General features: G+C 36.3%; 14 protein-coding genes. All 14 read right to left on the reverse strand.

Going from position 1 to position 17,056, the window contains the following annotated elements:
* Positions 1-60 precede the first annotated feature (60 nt).
* Positions 61-1,317, reverse strand: coding sequence for a serine/threonine transporter SstT (gene sstT / locus HXT19_RS04395; RefSeq protein WP_004114786.1), 1,257 nt, complete (start codon positions 1,315-1,317; stop codon positions 61-63).
* A gap of 209 nt (positions 1,318-1,526) precedes the next feature.
* Complete coding sequence (locus HXT19_RS04400; RefSeq protein ID WP_064623609.1) at positions 1,527-2,834, reverse strand: MFS transporter; 1,308 nt, start codon at positions 2,832-2,834, stop codon at positions 1,527-1,529.
* A 420-nt stretch (positions 2,835-3,254) separates the two neighbouring features.
* Positions 3,255-4,193, reverse strand: coding sequence for an ABC transporter permease (locus HXT19_RS04405; RefSeq protein ID WP_014554499.1), 939 nt, complete (start codon positions 4,191-4,193; stop codon positions 3,255-3,257).
* Positions 4,190-4,969, reverse strand: a complete 780-nt coding sequence (locus HXT19_RS04410) for a hypothetical protein (protein ID WP_004114776.1) — start codon at positions 4,967-4,969, stop codon at positions 4,190-4,192. Before HXT19_RS04410 ends, HXT19_RS04405 begins: the two co-directional genes overlap by 4 nt.
* Before the next feature lie 10 nt (positions 4,970-4,979).
* Complete coding sequence (locus HXT19_RS04415; RefSeq protein ID WP_174142881.1) at positions 4,980-6,086, reverse strand: ABC transporter ATP-binding protein; 1,107 nt, start codon at positions 6,084-6,086, stop codon at positions 4,980-4,982.
* Positions 6,087-6,752: 666 nt separating this feature from the next.
* Positions 6,753-7,640, reverse strand: coding sequence for a nucleoside hydrolase (locus tag HXT19_RS04420; protein WP_230454602.1), 888 nt, complete (start codon positions 7,638-7,640; stop codon positions 6,753-6,755).
* 44 nt (positions 7,641-7,684) lie between these two features.
* On the reverse strand, positions 7,685-8,479 hold the full coding sequence (locus HXT19_RS04425; protein WP_004114772.1) for an energy-coupling factor ABC transporter ATP-binding protein: 795 nt from the start codon (positions 8,477-8,479) through the stop codon (positions 7,685-7,687).
* Between the two features lie 2 nt (positions 8,480-8,481).
* Positions 8,482-9,321, reverse strand: coding sequence for an energy-coupling factor ABC transporter ATP-binding protein (locus HXT19_RS04430; protein WP_004117513.1), 840 nt, complete (start codon positions 9,319-9,321; stop codon positions 8,482-8,484).
* A complete protein-coding gene (locus HXT19_RS04435; protein ID WP_004113256.1) occupies positions 9,321-10,058 on the reverse strand; it encodes an energy-coupling factor transporter transmembrane component T in 738 nt (245 codons plus the stop codon). The genes HXT19_RS04430 and HXT19_RS04435 overlap by 1 nt, the downstream gene beginning before the upstream one ends.
* A complete protein-coding gene (locus HXT19_RS04440; RefSeq protein WP_032842046.1) occupies positions 10,051-10,662 on the reverse strand; it encodes an ECF transporter S component in 612 nt (203 codons plus the stop codon). Before HXT19_RS04440 ends, HXT19_RS04435 begins: the two co-directional genes overlap by 8 nt.
* Before the next feature lie 591 nt (positions 10,663-11,253).
* The gene (locus HXT19_RS04445; protein WP_020761119.1) at positions 11,254-11,952 is read right to left on the reverse strand and encodes a Crp/Fnr family transcriptional regulator; all 699 of its coding nucleotides are present in this window, start codon (positions 11,950-11,952) and stop codon (positions 11,254-11,256) included.
* Between the two features lie 1,074 nt (positions 11,953-13,026).
* Entirely contained in the window at positions 13,027-13,602 is a 576-nt protein-coding gene (locus HXT19_RS04450) for a hypothetical protein (RefSeq protein WP_422119636.1), read from the reverse strand.
* A gap of 425 nt (positions 13,603-14,027) precedes the next feature.
* Entirely contained in the window at positions 14,028-15,059 is a 1,032-nt protein-coding gene (locus HXT19_RS04455) for a PDDEXK nuclease domain-containing protein (protein ID WP_422119637.1), read from the reverse strand.
* Positions 15,060-15,592: 533 nt separating this feature from the next.
* Positions 15,593-16,801, reverse strand: coding sequence for an ATP-binding protein (locus HXT19_RS04460; RefSeq protein ID WP_422119638.1), 1,209 nt, complete (start codon positions 16,799-16,801; stop codon positions 15,593-15,595).
* Positions 16,802-17,056: the final 255 nt, after the last annotated feature.

A 17,056-nucleotide genomic window follows, 5' to 3' on the forward strand; every position in this document is an offset into this window, starting at 1 on the left:
CTAAAACGTAAAAACGGAAGAACGCGCACTAATAATAATACTTAACAACAGCTAAAACAGCTACTTTTTAAGTTGCACTGGCTCGTGATCCTTGCCCATCTTAAACTTAAGACCTGCACGCTGCCACATGCGATATTCACCAACTGCCGTAAAGAGAACATCTGTGGAAGAGTTAAGCGCAGTTTCGCACGAATCTTGAATCACGCCAATAATAAGACCAATAGCAACTACTTGCATAGCAATATCGTTTGAAATACCAAACGATGAGCACGCAAGAGGTATAAGCAAAAGCGAACCACCAGCAACACCAGACGCGCCTGCAGCGCTAACTGCAGAAAGCACAGACAAAATCACAGCTGTTGGAATATCAACGTAAATCCCAAGAGTGTGAGCAGCACACAAAGCCATAATCGAAATCGTTATAGCAGCACCACTCATATTAATGGTTGATCCAAGCGATATAGAAACTGAGTAATTGTCTTTGTTAAAACCGAGTTTTTCGCACAAATTCATGTTTACAGGGATATTTGCAGCAGAAGAACGCATAAAGAACGCTGTAACTCCCGAATCGCGCAACGTTCGCAATACAAGAGGATACGGATTCTTGCCAGTGAGAGCAAAAACCAAAATTGGATTAACAATCAAAGCAACAACAGCCATAGTGCATACTAATAAGGCAATAACGGAACCGTATTCACTAAAAATACGAAGACCATTGCTTGCCACTGTTGTATAAACAAGACCCATAATACCAAAAGGCGCTGCGTTAATAATCCAGTGAACAATTTTTCCAATAGCAGACGAAACGTTGTCAAAGAATGCTTTAGTGGAAGGCTCAGCCAAACGAAGCGCCACACCGAAGGCAATTGCCCAGAATAAAATACCAATAAAGTTTCCCTTAGCAAGAGCGTCTACAGGGTTTACCACAATATTTAACACAAGAGAATTAAGAACTTCACCGATTCCTTGAGGAGATGGTGAAGATGCTGCTTCAACATGCGCAAAAGTGAAGTCAACAGGGAAAATCATAGCTGCACATACAGCTATAAGGCTTGCAGTGAAAGTAGAAATCGCATACAACACGATTACAAGCTTCATGTTTCCAACACTTTTTGCTTTTGCAAGCGCTCCAATCACAAGGCAAAATACCAAGATAGGCGCAACGGATTTAAGTGCGCTCACAAACAGCTTTCCAATAAGATCTAACAAGTAAACGTGAGCTGGCACAAAAAGACCAAGTGCAGCGCCAAGAAAAAGACCAATGACAATACGCAGAATAAGGTCAATGTTATTCCACTTTTGAATAATCTTGTGCATGAGAGTCTCCTGTAATTTAGTTTGTGCAGAATATTTTATACTCTTTTATTTGTATTCATACTCGCAAGATCTTCTATTTTTACATATTATACACACGCATGCATATATATGCAAATCGTTAAGTTCTAGCAATTTAACAATGCTTTTTGCTTAGAAGATAACACTTATTAATCACATATAAACTTCATATATTCTGCAGCGCAAATCATCTAATCTGCATAACTCGTATTGGGTAATTGAGGCAAAACAACAAGCAATCCTGCTGTGAAAATCAGCGCGAGTATAGGCAAAAGCTGCCATTGGAACGCCGATGAGAATGCAAATCCAATCCAAGAACCAGTAGTAGCACCAATCGCAAACGCGAGGCGCGCCCAACCAGAAAACTTAGCGAGAGCACTCCCATTAAACAGAATCTGACGCGCAACAATAATCGGCTCTACTAGTAGCATTCCGCCAATCGCTTCAAGTAAGAATGCAAAGCACATCATTGGCAAAAGATTAATAAACATAAGACAATAAGCAAGCAAGCTCACAGCAATACCTAAAATCGCCACTTTTCTTAAGCCGAGCTTTTGAGACGAATGCGCATACAAAACGGATGCGAGCACGCTTCCTACACCAGTGAAAATATACAGTATTGTTAAAGATTTAGAGCCATATTGCTTACCTAGACCAAGAAGAATATAGGAAACAGAGCATGCAGGAATAAAAGCAACCAAAAGAGATCCAGCAAGAAGCATGATTTTACTCTTTAGTAATGGATTCGCAGATTTATTAGATGCAGATTTGGAATCAACATCATTTTCTTGATTTTCTTTCGATTCTTTCGACGCTTCCTCTACATCTTGCGGTGTTTCTTCTACTTCATTAGACGCTTGCGCTTTTTCCTCTATTTCGCAAGACGCTTGCGCAATGTCTTGTTTCATAATAAATCGCGTAGCACAAGCCGCAAAAGAAGTGACGGACGAGAAAATCAAAACCGCAGGAATCGACCAGCTTGCAATCCAAGATCCAAGCGGAGAGCCGAGCAAGGTTCCTGTAATACTTGCCAAAATACTAACAATGCCGCTGTAGTTGACAATCATACCGTCATCGCCACCTGCAGCATCAACCTCGAAAACTTCGCTAGCAATGTCAATCACTTGACCTGTAATCAACAATGCGCAAGAAAGAGCTACAAGCGACCACTTCCACGCAGGAGATCCAAGCATAAGAAGCGGTAGTAAACTGAGCACGCCTTCTACGCCTTCAGTCATAGCAAGAGCGCGAAAACCGCCAAGCTTATCAACTATCCAACCAGAGCATGGCGAAAGAAAATCGGCAACCGTCATAAAAGTCTTACGAAAACCAATCACCCAAGCCGGCAAGCCCACAATAATAATAGAAGGCAAAACCGAGCCTTCATACGCTTGGTTACCGAGCATAGAAAAACAGAAGCCAACCAGCGCCCATCGCAATGCTGGGCTAATAGATCTCATACGAATAAAAATATTATTCTTGCTAAATATTGACTTCACAGCAACCAACTCTCCTCTAAAACTCTTTCAAAAACGCAAATCATAATGCAAGCTTACGCAAACTTACAGGCAAACTTACACAACTACTCACAAATCGCTATCAAACTTAAATAATTCACTACAAATTACACAAATCCAATAGCTTATTTAGTAAATTTGATATCACTATACTCTTGTTTAAAAAAAAGCAAAAATTGCGTTATTATCGCACATGAGTATTTCTACACTTTTTTGAGTGCACACTATGGATAGTGGGTGCACTTTTTAACGATAGAAAAAGGTAATCGTTAAAAAGTTTAAGATTAGCTTGGTAGCTTGCTGAACAATCTTACGCAATAATCAACATGCCACTAGCATTACACCCACTCCACACCAGCGAATCTAATCCTTATATAATTAACTAAATCCCATATTTATCAGCTAAAACCCTATATTGGTTAAAGTACCTTTACGCTGTTGAACCGCCACACCAACATTCCATATGATCACACCAACAATTGCCCATAACATGCCAACAACAAGAATCACAAGTAGCGATACGCCAACATTTACAGAACCATCAACTATACTACGCGATACTTGAGTAACATGAGTTACTGGAATCACATATAACACGTATTGCATCATCTTAGGAAATACGCTAATCGGAGCAATCACACCACAAACAATAGGAAGTATTGCACTAAGCGCGTTAGAAATAGTATAAACATCATTCATCATCATGCTTATAGCAGCTATAGCAATACCAAATCCCGTAGAAGCAACAGGAACAATAAGGAACAACAGCATCAACGCACTCATATTAATCATCAAGAAAGCACTTGGGCTTACTACAAGCATTGTTATAAACAAAGTCACAGCATCACTCACTAAAGAAATAGTCAAGAGCGCAATAATACGACCTAACCATAATGGTAATGCAACTTTTGCGCTTGTAAGCACGAATGGTGTTGTGCCTTCAAATCGATCCCATGCTAGTGCTTCTGACACAGTCATACTTGTGGAAATAGAACACGCTCCCATCACAGCAGCAAGAGTTGAAGCAATCAAACTATGATTAAAACCCGCGCTAGTTGCAGCACTAGCTGTTCCATTGAATCCTCCACTTACAGCTCCAGCTAGAAAAACGTATAAGAACGTGGATAAAAGAGGCTCAATAATCATACGAATAACAGCAGTATTCCAACTATTTAAGCTAGGTATACTCTGTATACTCACTCTTGCACCAGTTCGTATACTAGATAACACGCTCACGTGACCATACTGAGAATATTGATTATATTGATGCAATCTAGCGCACTTACTATTTTGAATAATTTTATTTCGCATAGTTTCAACCTGATTATTATTTCGTATCATATTATGTTTAAACTCCCATTAAGCGTTGCAAGTCGAATAGCATGACGTAACATAAAACCTGCAATAACAAGCAAAACGCTGGATAATACAACACATAACACAATTGCTAACACAGTAGTAGCATTAAACGATTGCGCATGAGCCACCCACACTGCCGACGTAAGCGGATGAATAAATGCAATAATGCGAGCAGGCAATGGCATTGATTCTACAGGGATTACTATTCCACAAAGCATCCATACAGGAATTAAAATCAAACCTTCATAAACTGTAGCTTTACGGCATAATACAAAAATTCCAGATAATAATGCAGCAGAAGCTACGCAAGCGAGCATAGAAAGTAAGTATCCAACTAGCTGCGTGAATGTTATCATAAAGAACCCATGGCATAAAACAGCAACGGTAATAATCGCAAGCGGCATACCAATGCACCCAAGTAAAGCTGCGGATCCTACAATAGGAAGAAACACTGCAGAAGGTGATATAACACTTAAAGTTAAATATTGTAATGTTCCTAAATAACGCTGGTATCCAATAATTCCAACAGCAGTAGTTGTAGCAGACCATAATCCAGCGATAGAAGAATCAACCCAAATATTATTAAGACAATTAGCGCAATCATGAGAAAAACCATAGTATGCAACAATTTTCATCAACGCAAAACATACTGGAGCAAGTATCGCATTTTGCAAGAAAAACGTTGTTTTCGCTAAACTTTTAAGCTGAAACCACATGCCACGAATCACAGAAGCGTATGAATGAGTAGAAGTATTCATATTAAACCTCCTACTTACTTAACGGGAGCAAGGACGGCGAAGAAGACGGCGTAGCAGCAGAAGAAGTAGAAATATTTGATGCAGAAATATTGTCATTTTGCACAATAGCAAGATACGTTTCTTCCAAACTTGCAGCGCGATCACCTAAACGCGTAATCCCATCAACAGGAATTTTAATATTTCGTTCTTGAGATAATGTTTTGCTCCACGCGATAGTAATATTTAACACTCCGTGTGATTCAAAAACATCACACCACAACACTCCATCAAGTTTTTGCAATTCTTCCTTAACAATAGGAGTTCCGCTTGATAGTTCACCGTCATACGCGTACATTGTTACGTGATCGATATGCTGCAAAGAAGCCAACTGCTGAACACTTCCCTGAGCGATAATATTACCGTGATTTATTACAGCAACAGTATCAGCTAATTTTTCAGCCTCACTCATCTCATGCGTAGTTAGCAAAATCGCTATTCCTTGATCTCGTAAAGCATGAATAATTTCACGTACTTTCCTAGCATTTTCAGGATCCAAACCAGTGGTAGGCTCATCTAAAAGCATAAGATCCGTTCTAGCGACCAGCGATCGAGCAATATGTAACCGCTGCCACATTCCCCTTGAAAAAGTTTGAACAGCATCATGAGCTTTATCAAGTAAATCAACTTGCTCAAGAGCATCGTGAATACGCTTTCCTTGCTCCCTATATGGAACAGCAGAAAGATCAGCAAAATAACGAAGATTATCTAATGCACTTAACCTTTGATAAAATCCTCGCTCACCTCCAAGAAGTAACGACACGTGCTTACGCGCTTCTCGAGGATTACTCACAGCATCAATATTGGCAATACGAACACTACCACTATCAGGAGCTAACAACGTACCAACAATTTTTACGGTAGTTGTTTTACCTGCACCATTAGGGCCAAGCAAGCAAAATATTTCACCAGAATGAATATCAAAAGATACGTTATGTAAAACTTGGCGAGTTGTTTTCTTACGACCGAATCCACGAGAATAAGATCTTGTTATATTATCAATACGCAATATTAAGTTGCTAGTTGACTGCTTATTATTGTTATCGCGACTATTAGTTGCGTCTTCTATATTATTATTCATTATTATTGCTTCGTTCTTACGTGTTATTAAAGCTTAATTCTTACTATTATTGAATAAATTTCAACAATGAAAATTAATTAGATAAAAAAGATAACGCTTGCTTACAAGAACGATAAGAACACGCAACAACATGCAAAAAACGTGCAAAAAACCAACGCGCATGTGCAAACATAATGACAAACATCATATGCAATGCGTGTTTAATACTGCTAAAGAATATGTATCTTAAGCTGTTTTATGTGCTTTTATATGCCTTTCAAACCGTTCTTAAGATTAGCGATCATTTGGGCAGTCATAGCGCAACACCTCATAAACTTAAATGTGCTTTACGTGGAAAATTATACGAGCATTACGTCAAAAACTCAAATATAAGCACGCTTAAAACTCTAAAAGAGCTATTGCTGAGTAACAATTATCACATTAACACATAGAAAATAACATTTATGCTCTATTGAAGCATCTTACTTTGCAATTTTTAATATTCATCAAAATCAATCACCTTATCAAATACATCACAATTAGTTTGCGAGCGCAACGCAACATCCAATTCAAGTAGTTATGAAGCAGAATGCAAAGGTAAAGCCGATATGAGACGCTAAGTCTATATCTTTATTTGGTCCATTGCTATATAACTTCTATATTTCAGCAATATGCATTACATCATCTTTACACTTCTTTATCTAACTTTTCCAATCCTTCAACTAGAGTCTCTACAAATTTTTTCCTGTCTACCTGTTTGAGCACAAACACATTATCTTTGTGCTTCGGAACTTTCCTCAGATCAGCCAATGTCTGTCCTCTTGAAATCCCATTATCAGTAACAATATCTACATAATAATTTTTCCCTGAAAAAATATCTGGTTTAATTAGATATTCCACAGCACAAAGATCATGAATAGGACTGTCTACAAATCCAAACTGCTTACCACTTTCGTTATAAAAACTCAAAAGTTCATAAGCTAGATGGCTGACTTTCCCTTTATCTTTTAACGTTTTAATCTCATTCAGAGTAATCGCAGCATTCTCTGTGACGTCAAGACCCGCCATGATAACCGATATTCCTGAATGAAATACTATATGAGCAGCTTCTGGATCCACGTATATATTAAATTCTGCCAACTCCGTGCAGTTTCCATGGCTAATGCCACCGCCCATCATGCTGATGCACTCTATTTTTTCTTTCACCTCAGGATATACTTTTAAAAGAAGCGCAAGATTTGTCAACGGCGCAAGCGCAACTAGCGTGGTTTTCTCTTTGGACTCCATAATTTTATGGTACATATATTCTACTGCATTTTCTGATACAACAGGATAATCAGTTCCATTAAAATACGATCCATCCATCCCACTGTCACCATGTGCCTCTGGCGCTGTATTTAATGGCTTCACCAGGGGCTTATCCTGTCCTTTCGCGAGAGGAATATCCGAATGCACAAATTCCAAAATATTTTTTGCATTTGTTGTAACTTTTTCTATTGTCTGATTTCCTCCAACTGTAGAAATTCCCAAAATCTTTAATTTTTCAGGATTCGCGATAGCTGTAAGAATTGCCATGGCATCATCGTGCCCAGGATCACAATCAATCCATATTTGTCTCATTATTTTGCCACCCCAATCATATCGTCTATTGTTAATACACTCTTGTATCCAAGAAGATTAGCGAACTGACAGATATATGGCTGTTTTAGATTACTAGATTTTAACAATTCCTCATCCCAGAAAATCTCTTTTGGACTTACATCCCTTCTTTTCTGTTTGTTTGCCATTACAATAACTCTATTGAATTCCTTCACTACGAATTCCATATCATGCGTGATGGTTATAACAATTTTATTCTTTGAGATAAGCCAATTTATGATTTCGCCAAGTCTTTCTGTAGAACCCCTGTCCTGCCCCGCTGTTGGCTCATCCAAAATCACAACATCAGTATCCATGGCTACAATTGCAGCAATCGTAATAAATTTTCGCTTTGAATACGATAGATTGTACGGATGTTCTTCCAATACATTCTCTACTCCACAAAGCTTTGCAGCCTCTTCTACTCTTTTATTAACATCTTCCTTTGCTATTCCTCTTTTTGATAATCCAAAAGCAATTTCTTTGTAGATACTATCCTGGAAAATCTGATCATCTGGATTTTGAAACACATAACCCACATTTTTAGCAATTTGCGCTGCTGTACGATTCACTGTGCTTGTACCATTTACCAGAACTTCGCCTTTTGTTGGGCGCAATAATCCATTCATTAATTTTACTGTTGTTGTCTTGCCAGCGCCATTCTGTCCAATAATTGCTACTTTTTCTCCCTTTTCAAACTTCATACTGACGTTTTCAACTGCCGTATACCCATTTGAATATTGGAATGATACATTTTTAAGTTCTAAATATGCCATTGTCACTGTACCTCCTTCATAATCTTTTCAACTGCTTTTTTGACCGTAAGTGGAATTTCATTCCCTTTTACACTTCCCTTTTTTAGAAAATAAAGCACAATCTGAGGGAGCTGACCGCCATACTCTAATACTTTTGGATCTGTCAAAACATCTTTCGACTCTCCATGCATCACAAGCTCTCCGTTATGCATCAAAAGGATAGAATCACAGTACTCTGCTATAAGATCAATCTTATGCTCGATCAAAATGATAGTTTTGCCCTGTTTCTTTAAAATATTTACGATTTCAAATATATCTTCCGTACTCTTCGGATCGAGCTGTGAAGTTGGTTCATCCATGATAACAACTTCTGGATCTAATGCAATCATGGACGCCAGCGCAACTCTTTGCTTCTGTCCACCTGATAATTCATATGGATTTTTATCCACCAATTCTTCCAGATGGAAAATTTTTACCAGTTCATCTACTCTCTCTATCATCCGCTCCCTTGGGATTCCGATATTTTCCATACCATATGCAATTTCTTCATATACGTTGTCTTTTACACCTGAAATTTGCACAAATGGATTCTGAAAAGAATAACCTACGATAGAAGCGAGTTCACCCGAACCATAAGTATCAATTTTACGACCATTGATTAAAATTTCTCCTTCTAATTTTCCTCTATATAATTCAGGAATAAAACCGCGGATAATGTTACATAACGTTGTTTTTCCGGATTCATTTTCCCCTATAAGCCCGTACACTTTACCCTGCTCGAAACAGTACGTAAAATTACGAACCACTTGCTTTTCTTCCAAAGGATATCGGTAACTTACATTTTTTAAAACAATCTCTGCCATTACATCAACCTCCATACGACATATCCGATAAACAAAATCACGCTTAATACTTCCAGCACAATGTCTAATGCTGTTTTATTAAGAACGTAAACGGAAGTTTTCTTGCCTTTTGCTGAAAATGCTCGCGATTCTAGAGCAAGTACACGTTCTTCTGTCTGCTGAATTGACGAAAGTACCAGCGGACCAAGCATTGGAATGAATGCCTTCATCCTTGTTATCAATCCACCTTCTGTCTCAATTCCTCTTGATTTCTGCGCATCTGTTATTGTTTTTGAAATAATTGACATCTGCGGAATCAGTTGGATTGTTGAAGAGATCAGAAATGTTACTTTTCTTGGCGTACCTGCATGCTCCAGAGAATAAGTGATATCTTTTACTTTCGTTGTTTCAAAAAATATCATTATCGCAGAAGCTATTGCTGCAATCTTCGATGTCATAGACAAACTTGTTGCAAGTCCTATCTGAGAAAAGTGAATAAATCCCCAGATTGGTATCTGATCATCATTAGCAACAACAAATACTTGCATAACAAATATGAACAAAATAATAATAAAAATAGATTTAAAAAATGCACTTAAGAACTGTTTCGTTGTTCCCGCCATAAGACTAATAATCAAAAATACAGGGAGCAATGCGTACTGTAATGCATATCCTGGTGTAAAAATACTAATAATCACGACCAAAAGTGTAATCATAAATTTTGTGGTTGGGTATAATTTACCAATTCTGCTATCCATTGATTTTTGCCCCTTTCTTTTTAATATATTGAAGTCCATAGTTTAATTTGACTAAAAAGCGGTCTGGAATTCTTCGCACAACAATCCATGCAACCGCAAAGTTTACAATTGTATTAATTGTTCCTGAGATTACATTTGTTGTTAATACAGAATTCCAAAGAGCCTGTCCTGATGCAACGAATGCAGCTGTAAGAAGATCTGTTCCAGCTCCAGTAACTCCACCAAACATGAACACCGTGACTACAGCAGCAGATACAGATGACACTACATTTAGAAGAACACAACCGAATACAATCCCAAGAATGTTACTGTATAATTTCCATCTGGAAAGGAATCCAGATACAAGTCCGATCAGCATTGATACTATTGCATAGCCAAAAGCTGTAGGATAGATCATTCCGTTTACTGCATTTCCAAGTAATCCTGTTACCATTCCAACCCATGGACCCATGAGCATGGATACCAGAATTGTTCCAATTTGGTCAATAAAAATCGGAAGTTTCAATATTTGAGACATCTGATAGCCTACTACGTTAATTGATACACCCACTGGTATCAATACAAGTGCTATCAATGAAAAATCATATTTTAATCCTCTTTTCACTTCTTTTCCTTTCTGCCCGTTTATATAGTTCGTTATATTCCTAAATGGACTCTTATGTTTCCCGCCTGAATACATTTATGGAAAATTCCCATGATTCAAATTTTCAACGCTTACACAATCTATTCTTCATTCTTCATGATTTCCGAGAAAAATATCCTGTAAGCCTACATCCCACTGATGTGGTGAAAATGCTTAGCACATAAAACTACATTGTCAGTGCTTCTTTACAGCTTTTACACACATTGATGCAACTACACTAAAACCCAGCACAATTGCAAGATTCGCACCTTCGCTATCGCAATGATACAACAAGAATCACAGTGAATATATCTACAGGTCTTACATAATGATCCATCTGATACACATAATCAATATTTATAGAACCAAAAACAAGTCCTTTTATCTTGCATTGCTCACATTTTAACCTCCTTGTTCATGTCGCTTATTTTTCATTTATTGTATATACTTTCTATTTCCTTCTAAAGGTCATATGTCCTTTCATAAAATTAACAACAACTTATACAAAAACAGCAGGAATTGCATTACAAAATCCCTGCTGTCATACCAATTATGAATAAATTGTTTTAGTGATTACGAATAAATATTTGTTTGTAGTTCTTTATATTGATGTTTGCTAATAATGATTTTTTTCTGTACATTTTTTAGTTCACCAGTCTCTTTCAATTTCTGTAAATTGCGCCCAACTGTCCTGATACTCATTCCGATTCCATTTGCAATGTCCTTATATTCCGCTTCTATCAGTAACTCACCACTTGCATTCTTCATATTCTGATGACTTTCGTAATATGTAATCAAAAAGAATCTCACTCGATCCAATCCAGACATGTAGTACATAATCCCATCATTTCCCGAACGTTTATATAAATCGTCTGACAGAAGATTAATGCATTTCTTAAGTAATTCTTTGTCTTCCATGATTGTCTTATATACCAACGCTGCATCTATCCGTAACGCCTTCACTTTAGTTACTGTACTAAGCGTTGCAATATAACTATCTCTCCCCGCAAGAATCTCCAATAGACCAATACTACCGTTAGTACTGTTTAACTGAAAATAACTGTATGTACTTCCATTCATATACTCACGTATTCCAGCAACTATGCCATCTTGTATGAAATATATGTAATATGGTCTCTCGCCCCTAGATACAAGAATACTGTTCTTTTCATACTCTACTAAAACGCCTTTTTTTATTAGAGACTCTGGCAATGCATGCAAATTAAAATCTCCGTCTGATCTATATTTCTCCCATAACTTTTCCAGAATCATGCTTATCACCTGCGTCTAATTCCTCTATTATTTTGTTATCTTACTCACCATAGTTTCCACCAACAATTAAGAACAGATTATCTTTATTGCAAATGTTTTAACAATCAAGATTCCAAGTATGAAATGATCTATGTGCACATCATGCTATCAAATCCGCATACTAAATCTTACTTTATTTATTATCCTTTTGCCTTTGTTAATTAACTTGCAGACATTACGCGATACATTGTTTTTGCAGGCGCTTATTGTTGAAGAAAACTTGACTAACGCTCAAAATTTTGCGTTCGTGATTGCACGATTATTCTGCCATACTCTACGTTATCTTTTAGCGCGTATCACATTATTATATATGTTTTGATGCATTTAATCACATAATTATACGCTATGTTAGTGTTTTTATCACATTGTTATACGCTATGTTAATCCTAGTATGACAATCGTTACCATACATGCAACCAGAATCCCAACCGTATTAACACAATCCCAACCGTATTAATATCAGAAAGCCTCACTCCGTGAAAAATATCACGAAGTGAGGCAATCAGTCACAATAAAAACCAGACTAAAAGTCCAGTCTTAACATGCTACTACTTGTTGCAATGATGCAAAACACCACGACGCTTACCAGCGAAAAGTGTTACACAAGCAGCAGCCAAAACAGCAGCAAACAATGGATTCTTCGTTATGTTGGCATAAGCATCGCAGGCAGAACGGTAACACTCAAGGTCATAGATACAACACACAAAACAGCACTAGACACTGCCAACACACGATGCTTCATATTTTTCTTCATATCCCTCACCTCGTGATACGCAATAGTCGTTAATTCACGTAAAATGGCACATATCCCTTATTTTGCGCACTGACGAAGTTCTACCGTGAACCACACTATTTGCGTTCGCTATACCTTTCATAGTGTACTCCTATAACACTAATCAGTAAATATCCATAAACTATGCGCGAATTTGTTTGACATTACCAATTGATATGTGGGTTATAGGTCCAAAAGTGCGTAAAGCTAGGATGATTAATATTTTTGGTTTATACTCCAAGACAATTAGAAACAGAGAGTTGTTAATTTTTTTGTTCAATAATTTTATCGGTAAATGCCTTTAAAAATTCTTTAGAATTGCTCCATCCTGCACCATTGTTTAATCCAGAGAAATCAAAACCAGATATTTCATCTAAAACTTTACTACAAACCCATTCATACATTCCAGCCTCTTTGCTTTTATATATTATTAGGAACAATGGTTTCATTGCTTTTTTACCTAATAATATGACACTAATATATTGTTTAGAATACATTACATCGTTATACCATTGTCCTGTCAGCCAATAGAATTTATCTTTGCGCCCCTTTTCACCAATCTCATCGCATAGATTTTGTAATTGTTTAGCCACATACGTAAGAACCTTTTTATCTATGTTTTTTATAAGCAAAGTTTCATCAACACCATTTTTACTTACCTCTTTCCAGTCAACATCTTCATTATTTTCTGTGTGTCCTTCATTTTTTGCAGACTTTTGATTTTCTGTTTTTAGCTCTCTATTATTATTGCTAAAACTATTCTGATTCTTACAACCTGAAATAAGTGATATAAGGCAAACTACCATAGTCAAAAAAGCATAATGCTTGATATGCTTCATTTATACCTCCACCTACAACTTAATCTTTACCTAATTGCAGTTACGATCATCATGTTCAATCTTCACTCTGTTATTCACTATCATCTGCCCAATATTCATTCATCTCGTAGTACAAATCATCTTTGAGTCTAATAAAACTGACGGGATGTAAATTATGGACAAAGAATGCAGATCTGCAGCCTGCAAAATAATTGTATCTAAAAATCATCCGATAATCTACAGGATTTTATTTCCATACATAAACAAATGTGTGGCAAAATGAGTACACGCTTTAACGATAGAAGCGAGCAACGTTAAAAGGTTTGCCATTTATTAACAAATCCCAAATGCTTCAAATCCACTAGCAGAAAACAAATAGCTTCAGAATACAAAAAGGCGGTTAGATTTTACTCTAATCACCTTTTACGCATTATAATTATTAAATTCTATTCGTTTGTTTCTTCCGCAATATCTATATATTCTTTTAATTTTCGTTGCAACAAATTCTTATCTATCAGTTTTAATGTATACTCAGATACCATTGTAGGCGAAAGACTTCTACTTAATGCAAACTCTACTACCTCATCATCTTTTGAAGCACAAAGGATTACTCCTACGCTTGGATTTTCAGTTTGTTTCTTTACTTCTCTATCCAGTGCTTCTAAATAGAGGTTCATTTTTCCGATATATTCCGGTTTAAACTCTCCAATTTTTAATTCAAATGCAACTAAACAAGATAATCCCCTATGATAGAAAAGCAAATCTATATAGTAATCATGATTGCCAACCTGTATCCTATACTCATTACCTATAAAGGAAAAATCTTTCCCAATCTCTAAAATAAAGTTCTTCAAATTCTCTAGAATTGACTTCTGAAATTCTCTTTCATTCCCAAGCTCGGGAGCATCGATAAATTCTAAAACATAACTGTCCATAAACAAATTATGCGTCTCTTGTTTTACCCTTTGTATAGCAGGCAAATTATTACTATTTGAAAGCATATAACGCTCATAATAGCCACTGTCCATCTGCCTTACCAACTCTCGGTGAGTTAGATTCTCGTTAATAGCTAAGTTAATGTAGAATTCTCTTTCTTCTTTACTCTTAGATCCAGATATTATTTTCAAATGATTAGACCAGCTCAATTGTGTCAACAATGTTGACACTTTTTCATCATCCTTATATATCTCATAGAATTGCTTCATTCTATAAAGTCCCCTACGGGTAAATCCTTTTAAATCAGGATAATTTTCAGAGAAAAAATCAGCAACATTTTCCACAAAATTTGATCCATAAGCTGCTTCTTTACTTTTCTCGCTTATATACTTTCCCACTTCTTGATACATCAAGATTAATTCTTCATTAACTTTTCTATAAGCGCGATCCTTTGCACTTTCGACAATCTTAACAATATCATCAAACTGATGATTATCTTTTCTAATACCTGTATTCTGCAATACCATCTTAGCCCTATTCATTTTTTCACCTCCCTCATATTTACTTTCTTTCACCCTACTTACACTACAAAAAGTATAACATTTTGGGGGAGGATTTCCCCACTCCGAAATTAGTGGGTATTACTTACAATATGTTAAAATCACTTATTTTATATCGTTTTCAATCTCATATAAAAATTTTTTCTAAGACGATTTTCACTTAACCAATACCCACAACCAGAACCAGGACTTTTCACCGCACTCATCGCTTATAAGTGAAATTTAATGATAAAATCGATAATTTATAAGTTATAACTGATAAAATAGCAAAATCGTATCTAAAATCTCAAGAAGTAAGCTTAAATCCACAGCACGCTAAACCTTTTAACATTTAGTCCCTACAACCACATTTTTAACCAAAGCCAATCGTCGTACTAATATCCCGCCAAACGTCGGAATAAAAATCCGCCAATTCGCAAGGAAAACAATGAAACATCGCGCTTACGCTTGCAGACTAAACCTTTTAATAATAGCCATCGCGAAACATAATCTACATGAGAGCAAAATCAAGCAGATTACGCATTCTCTTCCAGTAGAAAATCTGGTAAATATTTGTGTATAATACCTTCTTGCGAAAAATTCATTGTATCCATAGATAAAACGAATTTAGGATAATTATCCTTAACCAATCGATAAACACCAAATTCCCGGCTACGAGTCTCTTCGCTAGCCATCAAATAAGAGACTTGATAATACTCAGTTTCACCTTGTCTAGTAGCAATGAAATCGATTTCTTGATTATTAATACGACCAACTTGAACCTGAAAACCACGAGACAAAAGCTCAATATAGACAATATTTTCTAGAATACGTTCAATTGACGCAACGTTTGAGAAGCCTACTGCTTGTCTAAAACCATGATCTGTTATATAGTATTTTTCCTCAACCGTCAATAACTTTTTTCCAACACTGTCATAGCGTGGAACTTTTTTCAGAAGATACGCCGCTTGGCAAAAATTCAAGTAATTCAAAATGGTATCAACTGAAACTTTACGATTTTCGCTAACAAAATATTTACGTAAACTATTAGCCGAAAAACTTTGTCCAATATTATCTAAACAAAAAAGTAAAATGCGATTAAATACGTCAACATCTCGGATCGAATTGTATTCAAGTATATCCTTAACAACAACGGTATTATAAATGTCGTTTAAATATCTAAAACTCGGCTCCTCTTCCCCATTAAAATAATGAAGAGGAGGCATACCACCAATTTTGATATATAGCTGAAATAATTCCTGTATGCTTAAATTCAAACTTTGATACAAATTCACGAATTCGCTAAAAGTAAAAGGAAGCACCTCAAAACTTACATAACGCCCCGCAAGCAAGGTGGCAAGCTCGCCGGACAATAATTTTGAGTTAGAACCAGTCAAATAAATATCGCAATCATAATCAACTCTAAGCGCATTTATAACACGTTCCCAGTGAGAAACTAATTGAATTTCATCAAAGAAAAAATATATTTTACCTTCGATTTGTTGACTACGTTCCGTAATTAATCTCTGCAGATCAAAATCATTTTTCACAGATAAGTATTGAGCTGATTCTAAATTGATATAAATAATACGACTTTGAGGAACGTCTACAAGCAATTCAGATTGAATCATTTTTAACAAAGTGGACTTTCCCACTCGTCTCATACCTGTAATCACCTTCACAATAGGCTTGTCAATAAAAGGTTTGATCTTATTAAGATATTTTTTACGTAATATATATGACATATCCTCACACCTTTCGATTACAGCCTTGCTTACAATTTCGATTATAGTCGATAAATTTATTGTTTTTTATAGTTGTTTCTATTATAAACGAAACAAATTAAAATTCACCTTTGAGGTTTATGATTAAAAAAAAAATAAAACATCTTTATTCAAACGTCTGCAATTCGTATGCTTTTAATACACATCCCGTGACATCAAGCAAACGTTCTAAACGTGAGATTTAGGAAACTTACGAGTATAGCTACACTTTTTTCA

The sequence above is a fragment of the Gardnerella sp. DNF00038 genome, assembly GCF_049262855.1.
Classification (GTDB): domain Bacteria; phylum Actinomycetota; class Actinomycetes; order Actinomycetales; family Bifidobacteriaceae; genus Bifidobacterium; species Bifidobacterium vaginale.

Excerpts from the sequence above, each read along its gene's own strand:
- sstT (WP_004114786.1), bottom strand. The coding sequence starts at position 1,317 with ATGCACAAGATTATTCAAAAGTGGAATAACATTGACCTTATTCTGCGT.
- HXT19_RS04405 (WP_014554499.1), bottom strand. The coding sequence starts at position 4,193 with ATGATACGAAATAATAATCAGGTTGAAACTATGCGAAATAAAATTATT.
- HXT19_RS04410 (WP_004114776.1), bottom strand. The coding sequence starts at position 4,969 with ATGAATACTTCTACTCATTCATACGCTTCTGTGATTCGTGGCATGTGG.
- HXT19_RS04415 (WP_174142881.1), bottom strand. The coding sequence starts at position 6,086 with ATGAATAATAATATAGAAGACGCAACTAATAGTCGCGATAACAATAAT.
- HXT19_RS04420 (WP_230454602.1), bottom strand. The coding sequence starts at position 7,640 with ATGGCAATTCTTACAGCTATCGCGAATCCTGAAAAATTAAAGATTTTG.
- HXT19_RS04425 (WP_004114772.1), bottom strand. The coding sequence starts at position 8,479 with ATGGCATATTTAGAACTTAAAAATGTATCATTCCAATATTCAAATGGG.
- HXT19_RS04430 (WP_004117513.1), bottom strand. The coding sequence starts at position 9,321 with ATGGCAGAGATTGTTTTAAAAAATGTAAGTTACCGATATCCTTTGGAA.
- HXT19_RS04435 (WP_004113256.1), bottom strand. The coding sequence starts at position 10,058 with ATGGATAGCAGAATTGGTAAATTATACCCAACCACAAAATTTATGATT.
- HXT19_RS04445 (WP_020761119.1), bottom strand. The coding sequence starts at position 11,952 with ATGATTCTGGAAAAGTTATGGGAGAAATATAGATCAGACGGAGATTTT.
- HXT19_RS04450 (WP_422119636.1), bottom strand. The coding sequence starts at position 13,602 with ATGAAGCATATCAAGCATTATGCTTTTTTGACTATGGTAGTTTGCCTT.
- HXT19_RS04455 (WP_422119637.1), bottom strand. The coding sequence starts at position 15,059 with ATGAATAGGGCTAAGATGGTATTGCAGAATACAGGTATTAGAAAAGAT.
- HXT19_RS04460 (WP_422119638.1), bottom strand. The coding sequence starts at position 16,801 with ATGTCATATATATTACGTAAAAAATATCTTAATAAGATCAAACCTTTT.